General features: G+C 55.6%; 20 protein-coding genes. 8 read left to right on the top strand and 12 right to left on the bottom strand.

The window, feature by feature from the left end; translation table 11 throughout:
• Window positions 1–27 precede the first annotated feature (27 nt).
• The 5 genes from AC27HQ_RS04810 (at window position 28) to AC27HQ_RS04790 (ending at window position 5,310) form a co-directional block, all read left to right on the top strand.
• Window positions 28–798: an SDR family oxidoreductase gene (locus AC27HQ_RS04810; RefSeq protein ID WP_487154889.1), complete on the top strand. Its 771-nt coding sequence runs from the start codon at window positions 28–30 to the stop codon at window positions 796–798.
• A gap of 456 nt (window positions 799–1,254) precedes the next feature.
• Window positions 1,255–1,773 (top strand): diaminobutyrate acetyltransferase, encoded by a 519-nt coding sequence (gene ectA / locus AC27HQ_RS04805; RefSeq protein WP_487154888.1) that lies wholly within the window; start codon window positions 1,255–1,257, stop codon window positions 1,771–1,773.
• A gap of 21 nt (window positions 1,774–1,794) precedes the next feature.
• Entirely contained in the window at window positions 1,795–3,081 is a 1,287-nt protein-coding gene (ectB, locus tag AC27HQ_RS04800; RefSeq protein WP_487154886.1) for a diaminobutyrate--2-oxoglutarate transaminase, read from the top strand.
• Between the two features lie 88 nt (window positions 3,082–3,169).
• Entirely contained in the window at window positions 3,170–3,553 is a 384-nt protein-coding gene (locus AC27HQ_RS04795) for an ectoine synthase (RefSeq protein ID WP_487154885.1), read from the top strand.
• Window positions 3,554–3,879: 326 nt separating this feature from the next.
• Window positions 3,880–5,310 (top strand): aspartate kinase, encoded by a 1,431-nt coding sequence (locus AC27HQ_RS04790; protein ID WP_487154883.1) that lies wholly within the window; start codon window positions 3,880–3,882, stop codon window positions 5,308–5,310.
• Window positions 5,311–5,323: 13 nt separating this feature from the next.
• Here AC27HQ_RS04790 and AC27HQ_RS04785 read toward each other — a convergent pair whose 3' ends face one another.
• The 3 genes from AC27HQ_RS04785 to zigA all read right to left on the bottom strand — a co-directional run bounded on the left by AC27HQ_RS04785 (window position 5,324) and on the right by zigA (window position 8,143).
• The gene (locus AC27HQ_RS04785) at window positions 5,324–6,202 is read right to left on the bottom strand and encodes an alpha/beta fold hydrolase (protein WP_487154882.1); all 879 of its coding nucleotides are present in this window, start codon (window positions 6,200–6,202) and stop codon (window positions 5,324–5,326) included.
• 79 nt (window positions 6,203–6,281) lie between these two features.
• Entirely contained in the window at window positions 6,282–6,929 is a 648-nt protein-coding gene (locus tag AC27HQ_RS04780) for a DUF1826 domain-containing protein (RefSeq protein WP_487154881.1), read from the bottom strand.
• Complete coding sequence (gene zigA / locus AC27HQ_RS04775; RefSeq protein ID WP_487154880.1) at window positions 6,929–8,143, bottom strand: zinc metallochaperone GTPase ZigA; 1,215 nt, start codon at window positions 8,141–8,143, stop codon at window positions 6,929–6,931. Before zigA ends, AC27HQ_RS04780 begins: the two co-directional genes overlap by 1 nt.
• 154 nt (window positions 8,144–8,297) lie before the next feature.
• Between zigA and AC27HQ_RS04770 the strand changes: the two genes are divergently transcribed.
• Window positions 8,298–8,681 (top strand): hypothetical protein, encoded by a 384-nt coding sequence (locus AC27HQ_RS04770; protein ID WP_487154878.1) that lies wholly within the window; start codon window positions 8,298–8,300, stop codon window positions 8,679–8,681.
• Here the strand turns inward: AC27HQ_RS04770 and AC27HQ_RS04765 are convergent, their stop codons facing one another.
• Window positions 8,682–9,401, bottom strand: a complete 720-nt coding sequence (locus tag AC27HQ_RS04765) for an SIMPL domain-containing protein (protein ID WP_487154876.1) — start codon at window positions 9,399–9,401, stop codon at window positions 8,682–8,684.
• 166 nt (window positions 9,402–9,567) lie between these two features.
• On the opposite strand from AC27HQ_RS04765, the gene pomA reads away from it, so the two are divergent.
• Both pomA and AC27HQ_RS04755 read left to right on the top strand, forming a co-directional pair.
• Complete coding sequence (gene pomA, locus AC27HQ_RS04760) at window positions 9,568–10,341, top strand: flagellar motor protein PomA (protein WP_487154875.1); 774 nt, start codon at window positions 9,568–9,570, stop codon at window positions 10,339–10,341.
• Complete coding sequence (locus tag AC27HQ_RS04755) at window positions 10,338–11,246, top strand: flagellar motor protein MotB (RefSeq protein WP_487155015.1); 909 nt, start codon at window positions 10,338–10,340, stop codon at window positions 11,244–11,246. The genes pomA and AC27HQ_RS04755 overlap by 4 nt, the downstream gene beginning before the upstream one ends.
• A 36-nt stretch (window positions 11,247–11,282) precedes the next feature.
• On the opposite strand, the gene flhB is transcribed toward AC27HQ_RS04755, so the two are convergent.
• The 8 genes from flhB to AC27HQ_RS04715 are packed head-to-tail and all read right to left on the bottom strand — an operon-like array spanning window position 11,283 to window position 16,662.
• Window positions 11,283–12,422 (bottom strand): flagellar biosynthesis protein FlhB, encoded by a 1,140-nt coding sequence (flhB, locus tag AC27HQ_RS04750; RefSeq protein ID WP_487154874.1) that lies wholly within the window; start codon window positions 12,420–12,422, stop codon window positions 11,283–11,285.
• Complete coding sequence (fliR, locus tag AC27HQ_RS04745; RefSeq protein ID WP_487154873.1) at window positions 12,422–13,198, bottom strand: flagellar biosynthetic protein FliR; 777 nt, start codon at window positions 13,196–13,198, stop codon at window positions 12,422–12,424. The genes flhB and fliR overlap by 1 nt, the downstream gene beginning before the upstream one ends.
• Window positions 13,198–13,467, bottom strand: a complete 270-nt coding sequence (gene fliQ, locus AC27HQ_RS04740) for a flagellar biosynthesis protein FliQ (RefSeq protein WP_487154872.1) — start codon at window positions 13,465–13,467, stop codon at window positions 13,198–13,200. Before fliQ ends, fliR begins: the two co-directional genes overlap by 1 nt.
• A gap of 10 nt (window positions 13,468–13,477) precedes the next feature.
• On the bottom strand, window positions 13,478–14,230 hold the full coding sequence (fliP, locus tag AC27HQ_RS04735) for a flagellar type III secretion system pore protein FliP (RefSeq protein WP_487154871.1): 753 nt from the start codon (window positions 14,228–14,230) through the stop codon (window positions 13,478–13,480).
• Entirely contained in the window at window positions 14,227–14,646 is a 420-nt protein-coding gene (gene fliO, locus AC27HQ_RS04730) for a flagellar biosynthetic protein FliO (RefSeq protein WP_487154869.1), read from the bottom strand. Before fliO ends, fliP begins: the two co-directional genes overlap by 4 nt.
• Entirely contained in the window at window positions 14,646–15,113 is a 468-nt protein-coding gene (fliN, locus tag AC27HQ_RS04725) for a flagellar motor switch protein FliN (protein WP_487154868.1), read from the bottom strand. Before fliN ends, fliO begins: the two co-directional genes overlap by 1 nt.
• 40 nt (window positions 15,114–15,153) lie before the next feature.
• The gene (fliM, locus tag AC27HQ_RS04720) at window positions 15,154–16,125 is read right to left on the bottom strand and encodes a flagellar motor switch protein FliM (protein WP_487154867.1); all 972 of its coding nucleotides are present in this window, start codon (window positions 16,123–16,125) and stop codon (window positions 15,154–15,156) included.
• A gap of 9 nt (window positions 16,126–16,134) precedes the next feature.
• Window positions 16,135–16,662, bottom strand: coding sequence for a flagellar basal body-associated FliL family protein (locus tag AC27HQ_RS04715; RefSeq protein ID WP_487154866.1), 528 nt, complete (start codon window positions 16,660–16,662; stop codon window positions 16,135–16,137).
• Window positions 16,663–16,837 lie beyond the last annotated feature (175 nt).

The raw sequence follows: 16,837 nt of genomic DNA, 5'->3' as shown, positions 1-16,837 counted from the left end.
ATTCAGACACAATGGAGCAGCATAATCATGCAGGACTATTTCAGTTTGGCCGGGCGCACCGCCCTGGTAACCGGCGGCAGCAGGGGTATTGGCAAGATGATTGCCAGAGGTTTTGTCCGCGCTGGCGCACGCGTATTGATCTGCAGCCGAAAACTGGAAGAAGGCCAGGCTACTGCCGAGGAATTAAGTGCCTATGGCGAGTGCATCGCCCTGGCCGCCGACCTGTCCAGCGAGGACGGTGCCAAAGCATTGGCTGCTGATCTGCTCGCCTACACCGATCACCTGGACATTCTGGTCAACAATGCCGGCACTGCCTGGGGTGGTTCTCTTGAGGAATTCCCTGCCGAAGGCTGGCACAAGGTCATGCAACTGAATGTCACCGCCGTGTTCAGCACGACCCAGCAGCTGTTACCGCTAATGCGTAAACGAGCCAATGCCGACGATCCCTCGCGCATCATCAATATCGGCTCGGTCGCTGGCATTGTCAGCATGAACGAAAATGCCTGGTCCTACGGCCCGAGCAAGGCAGCCGTTCACCAGCTATCCCGCCAGCTGGCCAGTGAACTGGTCAGCCAGCATATCAACGTCAATGTGATCGCGCCGGGCCGCTTCCCGAGCAAGATGACCCGGCATATCCATCAGAACCCCGAGGCGCTGGCCAAGGACTGTGAAGATATACCCATGCAGCGCTGGGGCCGGCCTGATGAAATGTCGGCATTGGCTATCATGCTGGCCAGTCGTGGTGGCGCCTACATGACCGGAAACATTATTCCGATTGATGGCGGTTTTACCCTTTAAGACATCTGGCCGCCTGTATCTACAGCGATAATCTTGCGCCCGTTACCCCGGCTAAACAGCTTGGGTAACGGGCGAACCTGCTCTGTACCCCTCCCCGCAGTATCAAGCCCCACCAGATCCGACTCAGATCATTGTGCTGACTGAAACGCTCGCCGCTGGCACATGCCGGCTCGGCCTTAGCGCTGCATGGCCACTATCCGGCGTCAATTAAAACACACAGGTGCTGCAAAAAATCACCTCACCTAATTGACTGAAAAACCGCGTGGGAAGCCGTTCCGGAAGATCGGCCAAGAGTCAAAAAGGACGGGGCCTCCAGCCAATATGTGACCGATCTATTTAACAGCTGTAAATATTTGATGAACAATGAATACGAGCTACAAGCCACGACAATCATGGGTTGAGATAAGCAATCGAATGTGTTTATCATATAAAACATATTTATCAGTAAAGAAAATTATGACCAAGACACCCATTACCCTACGCAAGCCGCATGACACCGATGGCCTTGCGCTGAATCAGCTGGTTGCACGTTGCGAGCCGCTGGACCGGAACTCGGTGTACTGCAATTTGCTCCAATGTTCGGACTTTGCTGACACCAGTATTGCGGCCCTGACAGAGACCAACGATCTGGTTGGATTCATTTCCGGCTATGTCCCGCCCATGCGCCAGGACACGCTGTTTGTCTGGCAGGTTGCCGTGGATAGCCGCATGCGCGGTCAGGGATTGGCCCTGCGTATGCTGATGGCGCTTGTCGAGCGCGTCAGTGCACAAGGTGTTAGTCGTCTGGAGACCACCATCTCACCAGGCAATGGTGCCTCGGAAGCGCTGTTCAGTAAGGCCTTCAAACTGCTGGGTGTCGAAGCCAGTACTCGCACCCTGTTTGACAGCACAACCCATTTCAATGGCCAGCACGATGATGAAGTGCTCTATAGCGCTGGCCCATTTGCAACACCCTTGACCCTACAAACTGCCTAAATCTTGGAACCAGGAGACACCATGAACACCTTCGAACAGTTCGAAAAACATGAGTCCGGTATTCGTAGCTACTGCCGTTCATTTCCCGTGGTTTTCAAGCAAGCACGCGGTGCCGAACTCATCACCAGCGACGGCAAGCACTACATCGACTTTCTTGCTGGCGCTGGCACGCTGAATTACGGGCACAATCACCCCATCCTCAAGCAGGCGTTGATTGATTACATCAGCGACGACGGCATTACCCACGGCCTGGACATGTACTCCGGCGCCAAGGAACGCTTCCTGGAAGTATTCCATCGCGTGATTCTTGAGCCACGTGGCTTTGGCGATTATGTCACCCAGTTCAGCGGCCCTACCGGCACCAATTCGGTCGAAGCTGCACTGAAGCTGGCGCGCAAGGTCACCGGTCGCAATAACATCATCAGTTTCACCAACGGCTTCCATGGCTGCACCATTGGTGCGTTGGCCGTGACCGGCAATCAGCATCACCGTGGTGCTGCAGGTGTACCGCTGACCGACGTCAGCCGCATGCCCTATGCCAACTATTTTGGTGAAGGCGTGAACACCATCGCCATGATGGACAAACTGCTGAGCGACCCAAGCAGCGGTATCGACAAGCCCGCAGCGGTCATTGTTGAGGTTGTTCAGGGTGAAGGTGGTTTGAACACCGCGTCAGCCGAATGGATGCGCAAGCTGCAGAAGCTCTGCCGCAAGCACGACATGCTGTTGATTGCTGACGACATTCAGGCCGGCTGTGGCCGCACTGGTACCTTCTTCAGCTTTGAAGGCATGGGTATTCAGCCCGACATCATCACCCTGTCCAAGTCACTGAGCGGCTACGGCCTGCCCTTCGCCGTAGTGGTCATGCGCCGTGAGCTGGATGAGTGGGAGCCGGGCGAACACAACGGTACCTTCCGTGGCAACAATCTGGCCTTTGTCACTGCGGCCGCTGCCATGGAACATTTCTGGACCACGGACGAATTCGCCAAGAGCGTCCAGGCCAAGGGCAAACTGGTCAAGGAGCGCATGCAGAAGATCGTCCGCAAGCATGGCCCCGATTCGCTGTTTGTCAAAGGCCGCGGCATGATGGTCGGCATCAACTGCCCGAATGGCGAAATTGCGTCTGCCATCTGCAAGGAAGCCTTCGAGCATGGTCTGGTGATTGAAACCAGCGGCAACCACAGCCAAGTGGTCAAGTGCCTGGCTCCGCTGATTATCAGCGAGGAGCAGATCGACAAGGCCATGACCATTCTGGATGCAGCCTTTGCCAAGGTCATGAGCGCGCAGGAAGAAAGCCAGGCCTCCTGAGCCTGAATGCTTGCCCGGACCGGGGCATATGGCCCCGGTCTGCCCCTGCATCAAAACCCCTGCCATGACAGCTTCAAGGAGATAAACGATGATCGTACGCACCCTCAAGGAATGCGAGCAATCAGAACGCCGCGTCGTTTCAGAGAACTGGGAAAGTGTCCGCATGTTGTTGAAAGACGACAACATGGGTTTCTCGTTCCACATCACGACCATCAAGGCCAACACCGAGACGCATATCCATTATCAGAACCACCTCGAGTCGGTCTATTGCATGAGCGGTAACGGTGAAATCCAGACCCTGGCCGACAACAAGGTCTACAAGATCGAACCTGGCACACTCTACATTCTCGATCAGCATGACGACCATCTGCTGCGCGGCGGCAGCGAAGACATGAAAATGGCCTGCGTGTTCAACCCGCCGCTCTCTGGCAAGGAAGTGCATGACGAGAACGGGGTTTATCCAGTCGATTGAGGCCCTTTGCTCAGCCGGCCAAGTCATTCAAGAGCTTGCGATGCCTTGACTGGCGATGTTGTCAGCCCCATGTTCCGGACACGCTGTAAATACATCCCTGTAAGCTCGCTACAGCCATCCATGGCTGTAGACGGTCCGGAACACGGGACTGAAAAAAGCGCTTTTGAGCAATGTGCAACCCGACGATCAAACAGAGCTGCAATGCAGCACAAAGAGCATCGACAAATATCGGGGCACGCAGTGCGGTCGGCAAGCTTGCAAAACTCAGACATGCAGCCCGACACAATGAGCACCAAACCACACCCACCAGGACGGTAACCAGGACTATGCATACAGTAGAAAAAATCGGCGGCACCTCAATGAGCCGCTTCGACGAAGTACTGAACAACATTTTCATTGGCCAACGTCAGGGCGCGGAGCTGTATCAGCGCATTTTTGTGGTCTCCGCCTACAGCGGCATGACCAACGCCCTGCTTGAACATAAAAAGACCGGCGAGCCTGGCGTCTACGAGCGCTTTGCCAATGCGCACAACGAAGATGCCTGGCTGGACGCCCTGGATGCCGTGCTGGCCAAAATGAAAGCCAAGAACGCCGAGTTATTCAAAAGCGAGTATGAACTGCAGGCGGCTGACCGCTTTATTGAGGGGCGCATCAGTGATGTGCGCGACTGCATGCTCAGCCTCCAGCAACTCTGTAGCTACGGCCATTTTCAGCTCAGTGAGCAGTTGATGAAAGTGCGTGAAATGCTCGCCTCCCTGGGCGAAGCACACAGCGCCTTCAATACCGTGCTGGCGCTGAAGAAAAAAGGTCTGCGAGCACGTCTGGCGGATCTGACCGGTTGGAATCTGGCCGAGCCCAAGTCCTTCCAGGACATGATCAAGGACGCTTTTCAGGATATTGATCTGTCCCGTGAGCTGGTCGTGGCGACCGGCTACACGCACTGCCGTGAAGGCCTGATGAATACCTTTGATCGCGGCTACAGCGAGATCACCTTCGCCCAGATCGCCGCCACCACGGGTGCGCGCGAGGCCATTATCCACAAGGAATATCACCTTTCCAGTGCCGACCCGACGCTGGTGGGTGTGGACAAGGTCGTGACCATCGGCCGGACAAATTACGACGTGGCCGACCAGCTGTCGAATCTGGGCATGGAGGCCATTCACCCCAAGGCCGCCCGCACCCTGCGCTGCGCCGGGATTCAGTTGCGCATCAAGAACGCCTTCGAGCCCGAGCACGGCGGTACCCTGATCAGTCAGGATTACTGCAGCGAAAAACCCTGTGTCGAGATCATCGCCGGTCGCAAGGACGTCTTTGGCCTGGAAGTGTTTGACCAGGAAATGCTCGGCGATGTGGGCTATGACATCGAGATCACCAAGCTGCTCAAGCAACTGCGCCTGTACGTAGTGAACAAGGATTCGGATGCCAACAGCATCACCTACTACGCCTCCGGATCACGCAAGATGATCAACCGGGCTGCGCGGCTGATTGAAGAAAAGTACCCCATGGCACAGGTCAATGTGCACAATATTGCCATCGTTTCTGCCATCGGCTCCGACCTCAAGGTCAAGGGCATTTTGGCCAAGACCGTTGCCGCACTGGCTGAGGCCGACATCAGCATCCAGGCCATTCACCAGTCGATCCGTCAGGTGGAAATGCAGTGCATCATCAATGAGGACGATTACGACTCAGCGATCATGGCGCTGCACCAGGCACTGATCGAGCCGGAGAACCATGGCGACGTGATTGTTGCCGCCTGAGTCCGATCCGTACTCAGTCGCTCATAGTCAGATAAGCGCCGACCAGGTCGGCGCTACGAGCTGATTGCTCTTGCATAAAGCAATGCCCGCCGGGCATGGACATGATCTCGACGTGACGATTGATGACATTTAAACGCTGGGCAGACTGACGCACGAAGGGGTAGGTCTTTTCGCCATAGACCAGCAAGGTCGGCGTCTGGATACGCCGTAGTGAAGGCCACAAGCGACTCGGCATGGATTCAAATACGTCTGCCTCGCGACTGGGGCGGCACTTGAGTTCAACACCCAGCTCATGATGATCCTTCAGCGCATGGTCGATATGGGCGCGAAAGGCCGCCTCCTCCCAACCACGAAAAATCCCACGATTGTGCAGCGCACCATAGGCCGCATCCCGATCCGGCCAGTGATGACGACGCGCCCGCGCGCCTTCGGCCATCGGATTGCGACGCATACCTATCAGACTCAGACTATGGCGCAGACCAATCAGACTCAAGGGAAAGAGCACGGGGTCGAGTAATACCGCACGCTGGAACAGCTGTGGATGCGCCGCCAGTATCAGACTGGTGAGGACGCCACCAAAGCTGTGTCCACAGGCAACGCGGGGTACCTCACCAAAACGCCCGCGACCGGCTTCAAAGCATTCCACGGCCAACTCGGCGTTGCGGTTCCAGCCGAGAAAACGCCCGCCATGATCGCTCTCGCCATGACCCTGCAAATCGCAGAGCCAGAGATCAAAGTGTTCCGCCAGCAAGGCCAGCATGGGTTCATAGGTGCGGGTACAGAAACCGTTGCCATGCAAATAATGCAGCAAGGGCTTGCCGCTGGGTGCGGTGTGCCAGCCGCGCAGGCTGAAACCGGCTGAGGTAGCGTGGGACCAGGGAAGCAACTGCATGATTGTGCGAACTCCTGAACAGCATTGAGCCGCCATTCTAGAGCCTGATTGGTACGCTCACCATAGAAATAACAGCAGCTTATGCCAGCCAATCGAGGGTCAGCAGCAGGCGCCGCTGGCCGGCCTGCAATGCCGGCGAGCGATGCACCAGACCACGGCCCTTATTGCCCTGCCAGCGATCGCCCTTGAGCAGGGCTACGTGCCCCTCAGCCACCTTCTCTGCGCTGGCATCGCGCATAGCCAGATCAACGGCTGGCGAACCCAGCGCCTGCCGATTCACCGCCTGCTCCGGCAACCATTCGCAGCCAGGCCCCACATAGCTGCTGACGAGTCGAACAGATACTTTGTCAACATGCCAACGCGGGCACATGGCTTGCTCCAGCGTACGTAGGCGCAAACCGACTGTGCGCGCATCAACCAGACAGCTGAAAAGACTGACCAGATGCTGCATGTCGGCCATAAAGTCCGCATAGCCGTGAATGTCGGCAGCCAGGTTGGCCAGCCCCGGTAACTGCACGTCGACATTATCGCCTTGAACGTCAAGGCTGCACGCCTCAGTCAGATTAAGCCCTCGTGCCATGAAGGTAGCAAGAAAGTCCCTGACAGGGGCGCTCAAAGACCGCTGCCAGATAGCCAGATTGACCTCTTCGCGCAAGACACTGAGCAGGGTTTCCAGTTCAGGTCCACTGACAGCTGCTGGCTCAGCATAGCGGCGTACAGGCTGCATCAGGCAGCCTCCTCAGACCAGGCCCCGAAAGGGTCTTCCCAGCGCTGCCAGACCAACGGACCAGCCTGCATTTCCGCCTCACTCAACAAGCAGGCATCCAGGTCGGCATTGAGCTGCTGGAAATCGATATTCTGACCAATAAGCACCAGTTCCTGACGGCAATCGCCTACCTGGGGATCCCAGTTGGCATCAATCGCCGCACGGCTTTCTTCATCCGTTGGCCAGTTATCCCTGGGTACTGCGGCCCACCAATGTCCGGCAAAACTGTAGCGCATCAACCCACCGGCCTGGGACCAACTGCCAGCCTCGCCTGGTCGGGTCGCCAACCAGAAATAGCCCTTGGAGCGCAGCAGCCGTCCGTTTTGCCAGGTGCCATTAAGGAAGGCAAAAAAGCGTTGCGGATGAAAGGGCCGCCTGGCCCGATAGACGCTGGAGGCAATGCCATACTCCTCAGTCTCCGGCACGTGCTCACCGCGCAGTTCCTGCAGCCAGCCCGGGGCCATGGCTGCTCGCTCCATACTGAACAATCCGGTATTCACCACACGCTGAAGGGGTACGTTACCCTTGCTCATGGGAATGATCTGTGCGCTGGCATTCAAGCGTTGCAGAATCGCCATCAGCTCCTGCGTCTGCTCATCGTTAATGAGATCGACCTTGCTGATCAACACGACATCGGCAAACTCTATCTGCTCGATCAGCAAATCAGTGATCGAACGCTCATCCTCATCACCCAATGTTTCGCCACGACTGGCCAGACTCTCGGCAGCCTGGAAATCCGCGAGAAAATTGACCCCATCGACCACGGTTACCATGGTATCGAGTCTGGCCAGATCGGACAGACTGCGGCCCTGTTCGTCACGAAAGGTGAAAGTTTCCGCCACCGGCAGCGGCTCGGAAATACCCGTTGACTCGATCAGCAGATAATCAAAACGGCCCTCTGCCGCCAACCGCGCCACCTCTTCCAGCAGGTCTTCACGCAGAGTGCAGCAAATACAGCCATTGCTCATTTCAACCAGCTTTTCTTCCGCCCGATTGAGCGTGACCTCACGCTGCACTTCGGCACCATCGATATTGATCTCGCTCATGTCATTGACGATCACGGCCACGCGCAGGTCATCGCGGTTGCGCAGTATCTGATTGAGCAGGGTGCTTTTACCCGCACCAAGAAAGCCGGATAAAACCGTAACGGGCAAGACTGAAGTAGGCTGGGTCATAACGTGCGTCCGTGGTGTAAGAGCAGTGACAGGAAGACAGGCGCAAGCCTAGCATTAGTTGTTATAACATAACAACTAATGCCTGATACTTTGCACTGGCAACATCAGAGTGGCCTGCTATGATCTTGAAATACTTACAACACATAGAGCGGCCATGCACCCAGACCTTGGTTTGACCTATCAACAACAAAACCCCAACGGCGGGGAATCCATTGATTTCCTGCAGATCCGCTTCAGTGACATCGACTTTGTCAGTACGGATCTGTGCACCACTTTGTTCGAGTTACCCTGGGGAGAGCAGGGAGAACCCCATGCCCTGTCACTGGACTTTGACCAGTCACTGTTGCTGGAACTGCTCTCGCGCCTGAGCCAAGAAGCCCAGCAGCAGTTTCTGGACGAGGTTAACGGCCAACTGCCTCCCTTCCATGTCAGTCTGCCAGAGCCAGTGCTGGTGGATCGAGTCAGTTGCGTTCTAGGTGAACTTCAGGAAGTTGAAGGGGAAGTGTTCATCCCCTTCGTCATTCGAGATATCAGCTGATCAGCGCAGAATGTAATCAATGCTGGTCACTACCCTCACCCGCTTGATTTCCGGGGTAAAGGGATCCACATCCTCGATTGAAAAATAGCCTTGGGAGGCCCGCCGAATACTGCCAACCTCGGCATCGGCATCGCGGGCAAATTGATCTGCGGCAGCGCGGGCATCTCGGGTGGCGTGGGCAATCATCTCCGGCTTGATCGACTCAAGCTGAGTAAAGATGAAACGCGGCTGAAATTCATAGCTCTGGGTCAACGCCACCCCGGATTTGACCAGCTCACCTACGCCCTGCATGCCCGCCATGACCAAGGCAACGTCTTCGGTACGGACCAGCACCGTGGCTTCTGCACGGTAACGCTCAGCGGGCAAATTACCACCGTAGGCATTGGCATGCTGATCAATGATCTTGGGCATGGATAATTGAATATCCCCGGCTACAAACCCCTTGAGCAACAGAAATGAACGTATCTGATTCTGTTGCCGATCAATCTCGCTCTGCAACTCATCCAGGCCATTGCCAACCACACTGAAATTGACCGGCCAGAGTGCCAGATCGGCTTCGACTGTACGCTCAGCCAGACCTTTGACGCTAACCACCCGATCTGCATCGCGAAATTGCAGCAACCCGGACTTGATGCTGATCGCCATAAACCCCAGCGACAGCGCAACCAAGGCTGCCGCCAGCACCGCCATTGCGCCCAATCCCTTGCTGCTGCTAGTCATCATTGCACCCTTGATCAGAACCTGTATTTTCAATGTAGCTGAAGCTTAGTCAAAGCGGTATTCAATTTGCGATGCTCCCACCCTATACTTGCAACAGCACTTACTGCGATTTCAGCGCATCCGGCATTTATTGGCAGTACCGGCCCATGTCAAACGAGGCATTCTCTTGGATTTAGCTACCCTAATTGGTCTGCTCGGCGCACTCGGCATTATCGGTTCCGCCGTTGCGCTGGGCGCATCCCCCTCAGTGTTCATGAACGTCCCCTCGCTGCTGATCGTCATCGGCGGCAGCCTGCTGGTGGTGCTGGCAAAGTTCAGTCTGTCGCAGTTTCTGGGTGCCATTAAAGTCGCAGGCCGGGCATTCAAATTTCGTCTGCCAGATATTGAAGAGAGCATTGCAGAGTTGGTCAATCTGTCGACCATTTCACGCAAGCAGGGCTTGCTGGCCCTTGAGGAACAGGAAATCAGCAATCCTTTCCTGAAAAATGGCATACAACTGCTGATTGATGGCCACCCACAGGAAACGGTTCGCGCCATACTTGAAAAGGAACGCGTTCTGACGCTGGATCGAAATCGCTGGGGCGCCAAGGTCTTCACCGCACTGGGTGATGTCGGTCCGGCTATGGGCATGATTGGGACCCTGATTGGCCTGGTGCAAATGCTGTCCAATATGGAGGACCCCAAATCCATTGGCCCAGCCATGGCCGTAGCCTTGCTGACCACCCTGTACGGCGCCATGCTGGCAACCATGATCTGTATTCCGATTGCCGACAAACTGTCGCTACGCATGACCGAAGAGGCACGTATGCAAAGCCTTTGGATCGACGCCATTGTAGCCATTCAAGAAGGCACCAACCCGCGCATCGTTGAGCAACTTCTGAGCAGTTATCTGCCGCCAAACAAACGCGACAAAGTCAGTGATGAGGCCAAAGAAAGCTGATGGAGTTGCCTGAAGAAGAAGACAAACCCGGCATTCCGGCTTGGGTTGTGACCTTTGCCGACCTTATGTCGCTGCTGATGTGCTTCTTTGTGCTGCTGCTATCGTTTTCCGAAATTGATGCAATGAAATTCAAGCAGATCGCTGGCGAACTGAGCAAAGCTTTTGGGGTTCAGCGTGAGGTACCCGTCCTGGATATACCCATGGGCACCAGTCCGATCTTCGACAAGTTCTCACCGGGCATTCCCGAACCTACGCCAATTGATCAAGTACGCCAGCAAACTACCGAACAACTGCCCGAGCTTGAAACCTTGCGCGCTGAACTGGAAGCCGAGCTAAAACAGGAGGTTGCCTCCACTACCGAACAGCAGATGCAGGTCAATATGCAAGCTCTGGAAAACGTGCTTGAACAGGAGCTGACAGAAGGTCGTTTACAGCTGGAGCAAGACCGCAAACGCGTAATCATCCGCATTGAGGAGCGCGGTTCCTTTCCCTCTGGCTCTGCCAATATGACCGACGACTTCGAAGGTATCCTGCTGCGTATTTCCGAGGTACTGGCGAAGCTGCCAGGTGAAATTACCGTGGAGGGCCACACCGACGATGTCCCTATCAATACCCCCCGCTTTCGCTCCAACTGGGATTTGTCTGCCGCACGCTCTTCTTCTGTGGCCAATGCCCTGCTTGCCACTGGTAAGGTAGAAGCCAGCAGAATCAAGGTGCAGGGTTATGCCGAAACGCGTCCACGCGCCAGCAATGATTGGCCGGAAACCCGCGCATTGAACAGACGGGTTGAAATCATCGTCGATCTGGCCGAGGCCGCCGATCAGTACGAAACCCAGTTGCGGGAGCTGATGGAAGAGGACATCAGCGACTTTATCCAGGATTTCGAGGTGATGGATGCGCCTTGATTCTGAGATCCCCACGACGAGCTGTTCGGTGACCCCCTATTCGTCGCGACGTAACTCCTCAGGGATATCCGGCTTGGGTATGGGACCCGGCGCCTTGCCCTGCCCGGCTCGATACTGGCGCAACTGAAATACGTAGGCCAGCACCTGTGCCACGGCCAAATAGAGGCCTGACGGAATCTGCTGTTCCAACTCGGTACTGTAGAACACCGCACGCGCCAGAGGCGGTGACTCCAGCACCACCACATTGTGCTCTGCTGCCACTTCACGAATACGCTGGGCGAGAAAATCAGCACCCTTGGCCACCAGCACCGGCGCGCCGGCCTGCAGCGGGTCATATTTCAACGCCACAGCAAAATGCGTCGGGTTGGTTATCACTACATCGGCCTTCGGAACTTCGCCCATCATCCGACGCTCGGCCATTTCACGCTGCAATTGCCGAATCCGCGATTTGACCTCTGGTTTGCCCTCGGAATCCTTGTACTCATCCTTGATCTCCTGCTTGGTCATCAGCAACTTCTGCTTGTTGTCCCATAGCTGGAAAGGGATATCTACCGCAGCGATGAGGATCAGCGAGCTGGCCAGCAACAGCAATGTCCTCCCCATAATCCAGGCACTGTGTGCTATGGCTTCCGGCAAGGGCTCAGCGCTCAGTGCCTTTAGTTCTGGCTGGTTCAGGCGCAAAACAATCAATGTCGCAGCCAGCACAACCAGAAATTTGGCCAAGGCTTTCAGCAGCTCGACCAACGCTTGCAAAGAAAACATGCGTTTAAAGCCAGCAAGCGGGTTCATACGTTCAAATTTGGGAGCCATCGACTTGGCACTGAGCAACCAACCACCCAACAAAATCGGGCCCACAATGGCTGCGATCAGCAGAAGGAAAAAAAGCCATGCCAGCACATCCAGCCCCAGTCCCACAGAGGCAAAAAGATGCAATCCCATTGTATCCGTGGCAAACAGGGCCTCGCGCTCAAGCGTGAAGTTGAAGGCCATCAGGTCAAGCAAGAGTTTAGCCATACCGGGACCCAGCATGATCAGGCCAATAGCTGCGACCATAACCACAGCCAGGGTGTTCAACTCCTTGGAGCGCGGAACCTGGCCCTTGTCACGGGATTCCTTGAGGCGTTTCTCCGTGGGCTCTTCAGTTTTTTCCTGGCCACTATCCGGTTGCTCTGCCATCAGCGAGCCCTCACCAGTTCACGAAGCCAGATCAGCGTTTCCGAGGCGATGGCCTGGTACTGTTCACCCACACTGTTAAGCGACACCCATAGGATAAACAAACCAAACACCAGGGTTAGCGGAAAGCCAATAGAGAAAATATTCAACTGTGGCGCAGCGCGCATCATCACACCAAAGGACAGGTTGACGATCAGCAGTGCAGTAATGGCCGGCAGACCGATCAGCAGGGCCGCTGCCAACACCCAGGAAAAACGCAATACCAGTGCATGAAAATCAGTCGCCAGTAACGACTCGCCGATGGGCAGGGTGGTAAAGCTTTCGACCAGTACCTCGATGACCACCAGATGTCCATTCATCGCCAGAAACAGCAAGGTCACCAGCATGGTAAAGACCTGCGCCACCACCGCCACGGAAATACCCATGCTCGGATCGTTCATCGACGCAAAACCCAGACCCATCTGCATGGCGACAATCTGACCGGCGAGCACGTGAATCTGAAACAGCATCTGCAAAAGAAAGCCCATGGCTGCGCCAATCAGTATCTGCTCGGCAATAATGATCCAGGTCGACAACGATAGCGCGTCCAGCGTCGGCACCACGGGGATATGCGGGGCCGCCACCAGGGTGATGGCCAGCGCCAAATAGAGTCGGATGCGCATCGGCACCAGTTGGGTGCCGAACACCGGCATGGTCATCAGTACGCTGGCTACTCGAAACAGCACCCATAGGTAGCTGGCTACCCAACGGCTGATATCTTCGCTGGCCAGTTCGATCATCAGCCAATCAGACCGGGAATGTTCCGGTACAAGGTGTCGCTGAAGTCAATCAGCTGCGTCACCAGCCAGGGGCCGAGCCAGATCAGGGTCAGAAAGGTAAACAGCAGACGCGGCAAAAAACTCAGGGTCTGCTCGTTGATCTGAGTAGCCGCCTGAAACATCGCTACAATCAGGCCGATAACCAGGCTGGGCAGCACGATCACCGCCACCATCACCGTGGTCAGCCACAGAGCCTGACGAAACAGATCAACCGCTACTTCGGGCGTCATGGTAAGGGTCCTATGTCACAGCGAAACTGGCGGCCAGGGTGCCGATAATCAACGCCCAACCGTCTACCAATACAAACAGCATGATCTTGAACGGCAAGGAAATGATCAACGGCGACAGCATCATCATACCCATGGCCATCAACACGCTGGCCACCACCAGATCAATGACCAGAAAGGGTATGAAAATCATGAAACCGATCTGAAAGGCTGTTTTCAATTCCGAGGTCACAAAAGCGGGAACCAGAATATGAAAGGGCACATCATCTGGGCCAGTCAAATCAGTGCGCCTGGCCAGGCGAACAAAAAGTTCAAGATCCGTTTCACGGGTTTGCGCCAGCATAAAGCCGCGCAGCGGAATGCTGGCTGCATCAACCGCTTCCTGCGGGGTCATCTGCTCATTCAGGTAGGGCTGCAGCGCGGTTTCGTTGATGCGTTCAAATACCGGCGCCATGATAAAGAGTGTCAAAAACAACGCCAAACCCACCAGAATCTGACTTGAAGGCGTCTGCTGCAGACCCAGTGCCTGGCGCAAAATGGCAAAGACAATAATGATTCGGGTAAAGCTGGTCATCATCATCACAAAGGCGGGAATAAAGGTCAGCGCCGTCATCAGAATGAGGATCTGCAGGCTGACAGAATAGGTCTGTTGCCCCTCCTCACCGGTTGTCATGGTGATGGCTGGCATACCCAGCGCATTGGCCGCTTCCTGTGCCAGAGCAGCCGGCGCCAGAAGCATCAGTGCCAGCAGGAACCAGCCCTTCATTGGATTTTCTCCCGTTTCAACAAAGCGCGCAGTGTCTTGGCAAAATCGGCCTGGCTGGCCGCGGACGCATTCAGGTCAGCAACCGGCTCGGCAAACACGTGCAAGGTATTGATCCGACCCGGCGACGTACCCAATAGCATCTGAGTACCGCCCACATCCACCAGGAGTAATCGATCGCGGGGACCCAGCGGCAAGCTGCTGACCAGACGGATATGCTGACCCTGCGGGGCCATAGGGCCAATACGGCGCATCAGATAGCCCATCAGGAAGATCAGCCCTACCACCAGCAGCAGCCCGATACCAAGCTGGACCAGTTGGCCCGTCAGCGAGACCTGACTGGCAGCTGGCTGTGCTGGCTCAGCCGCGCTGACTGAGAACGACAAACCGAGGAGCAACAGAACAAGGTGACGATTCATCAACGCAGTTTCTTGATACGTTCAGAGGGACTGATAACGTCAGTGAGGCGAATGCCGAACTTTTCATTCACCACCACTACCTCGCCGTGGGCAATCAGGGTGCCATTGACCTTCACGTCCAACGGCTCACCGGCCAGTCGATCCAGTTCAACTACCGAGCCTTGATTTAGCTGTAACAGATTACGGATGGTAATATCGGTATTGCCGACTTCCATCGAGATGGTCACCGGGATATCAAGTATCACGTCCAGGTTCGGACTGTCTGTTGCATCGTACTGCTCATTGCGGTTACCCGCTGGCGCGTTGAACTCTTCCATCGGCATGCGCGTGGATTCTGCATTACCGGCCAGCATGGCATCTATGTCTTCCTGACTGGCATCGCCCGCCTCTTCCAGAGCAGCGGCCCACTCATCAGCCAGGGCCTGCTCTTCAGGGGTGACTTCGTCGGCATTCTTGTCTTCAGCCATCTCTCATTCCTCTACGCGAAAAAACGGTGTCCTGCACAGCCTACTTGGGGCGGTGCAGCGGACCCAGAATCTGTAATGCCAGATTACCCTTGACCGACCCCAGTTTAGCCTTGAAGGTGGGTACGCCATTGGCGCACAGCACCATATGCTCGGGCAGTTCAACAGGAATCACGTCACCTTCCTGCATGCTCAACAAGTCACGCAACTTCAACTGACGGCGCACGACAGTGGCGCTCAGTGGCACCTTGGCCGCTGTGATTTCCTCGCGCAAAGCTCTGACCCAGCGCTCATCATGTTCATCCACATCCGACTGTACGCCGGAATCCAGCACTTCACGCAGCGGCTCGATCATCGAATAGGGGAAAGTGATGTGCATATCCCCTCCACCGCCATCCAACTCGATGTGAAAGGTCGAGACCACCACGACTTCACTGGGACTGACAATATTGGCCAAAGCCGGATTGACCTCGGAATTGACGTATTCGAAATTCACTTCCTGCACCGCCTGCCAGGCCTCCTTGAGGTCCTGAAAGGTCTGGTCCAGAACCATGCGCACCACGCGCAGTTCAGTCGGCGTAAATTCACGCCCCTCAATCTTGGCATGCCGACCGTCGCCGCCAAAAAAATTGTCTACCAGCTTGAACACCAGGCGCGCATCGAGAATAAATAACGCGGTGCCGCGCAGCGGTTTCATCTTCACCAGATTGAGGCTGGTAGGAACATACAGGGAGTGTACATACTCACCAAACTTCATCACCTGTACACCGCCAACAGCCACATCAGCTGAACGCCTCAGCAGGTTGAACATACTGATGCGTGTATAACGGGCAAAGCGCTCATTGATCATTTCCAGCGTCGGCATGCGACCACGAACAATGCGGTCCTGGCTGGTCAGATCGTAACTTTTGACCGAGCCAGGCTCGACATCGACATCGGTATCCACCGCTCCATCGTCGACGCCGTGAAGCAGGGCATCAATTTCATCCTGTGAGAGCAGATCCTGAACGGCCATGGAGGCTTCCTATTGCAAGACTATGTTGGTAAACAAAACCGACTCGATGACCGGATTACCGATCTCCCTTTCCAGCAGTGACTTGACTGCCAGTGTCGCCCTTTCACGCAGGGTTTCCTTGCCTTCAGGGGTCATCAACGAGGCAAACTCTTCGCTACCAAACAGCATCACCAGCTCATTGCGCAGTAGCGGCATATGATTGCTCAGCTCCGCCATGCCCTCCGTATCGCGGCCCATCAACACTACACTGACCTGCATATAACGACGCCGGCCCTCATACGTGTAATTGACAACAAAAGCCGGAGTCAGCGGCTGATAAACAGCCATCTCGCGCGCAGGTTGCGTGGGTTCGGTGGCAACGGTCTCCTCAGCCTCGGGGCTATCATCGCCACTCAACACAAAGAACAGAACGCCGCCAACCGATAGCAGCAATGCGAGCAGGCCAACACCCACCAGAATAAACAGCTTCTTCTTGCTCTTGGGGGCTACCGCGTCGCTTTCCTGCTCTTCTACTTGCTCAGCTGGTTGTTTTGCCATGTCAAAATTCCGTCATTTACGCGGACATAGGTCCGGTTTATCAACCTACTGCATCGACCGTGCCAAAACAGTAAGCGCCTCTGGAACACATCCCAAGGATAAAGCCAAGTGCAATAAAAGTCTTGGCTTGTATTTGCCGCCTGGCTGAGCAGGTCAGAACGGATCAGCAGGCAAA

Source organism: Halopseudomonas sp. 4NH20-0008 (genome assembly GCF_057548395.1).
The sequence above is the reverse complement of the archived record's forward strand: the minus strand, read 5'-3'. Positions and strand labels throughout refer to the sequence as shown.

Bases quoted from the DNA above. Each gene is read 5' to 3' on its own strand.
- AC27HQ_RS04810 (WP_487154889.1), top strand. From the start codon at position 28: ATGCAGGACTATTTCAGTTTGGCCGGGCGCACCGCCCTGGTAACCGGC.
- ectA (WP_487154888.1), top strand. From the start codon at position 1,255: ATGACCAAGACACCCATTACCCTACGCAAGCCGCATGACACCGATGGC.
- ectB (WP_487154886.1), top strand. From the start codon at position 1,795: ATGAACACCTTCGAACAGTTCGAAAAACATGAGTCCGGTATTCGTAGC.
- AC27HQ_RS04795 (WP_487154885.1), top strand. From the start codon at position 3,170: ATGATCGTACGCACCCTCAAGGAATGCGAGCAATCAGAACGCCGCGTC.
- AC27HQ_RS04790 (WP_487154883.1), top strand. From the start codon at position 3,880: ATGCATACAGTAGAAAAAATCGGCGGCACCTCAATGAGCCGCTTCGAC.
- AC27HQ_RS04785 (WP_487154882.1), bottom strand. From the start codon at position 6,202: ATGCAGTTGCTTCCCTGGTCCCACGCTACCTCAGCCGGTTTCAGCCTG.
- AC27HQ_RS04780 (WP_487154881.1), bottom strand. From the start codon at position 6,929: ATGCAGCCTGTACGCCGCTATGCTGAGCCAGCAGCTGTCAGTGGACCT.
- zigA (WP_487154880.1), bottom strand. From the start codon at position 8,143: ATGACCCAGCCTACTTCAGTCTTGCCCGTTACGGTTTTATCCGGCTTT.
- AC27HQ_RS04770 (WP_487154878.1), top strand. From the start codon at position 8,298: ATGCACCCAGACCTTGGTTTGACCTATCAACAACAAAACCCCAACGGC.
- AC27HQ_RS04765 (WP_487154876.1), bottom strand. From the start codon at position 9,401: ATGACTAGCAGCAGCAAGGGATTGGGCGCAATGGCGGTGCTGGCGGCA.
- flhB (WP_487154874.1), bottom strand. From the start codon at position 12,422: ATGGCAGAGCAACCGGATAGTGGCCAGGAAAAAACTGAAGAGCCCACG.
- fliR (WP_487154873.1), bottom strand. From the start codon at position 13,198: ATGATCGAACTGGCCAGCGAAGATATCAGCCGTTGGGTAGCCAGCTAC.
- fliQ (WP_487154872.1), bottom strand. From the start codon at position 13,467: ATGACGCCCGAAGTAGCGGTTGATCTGTTTCGTCAGGCTCTGTGGCTG.
- fliP (WP_487154871.1), bottom strand. From the start codon at position 14,230: ATGAAGGGCTGGTTCCTGCTGGCACTGATGCTTCTGGCGCCGGCTGCT.
- fliO (WP_487154869.1), bottom strand. From the start codon at position 14,646: ATGAATCGTCACCTTGTTCTGTTGCTCCTCGGTTTGTCGTTCTCAGTC.
- fliN (WP_487154868.1), bottom strand. From the start codon at position 15,113: ATGGCTGAAGACAAGAATGCCGACGAAGTCACCCCTGAAGAGCAGGCC.
- fliM (WP_487154867.1), bottom strand. From the start codon at position 16,125: ATGGCCGTTCAGGATCTGCTCTCACAGGATGAAATTGATGCCCTGCTT.
- AC27HQ_RS04715 (WP_487154866.1), bottom strand. From the start codon at position 16,662: ATGGCAAAACAACCAGCTGAGCAAGTAGAAGAGCAGGAAAGCGACGCG.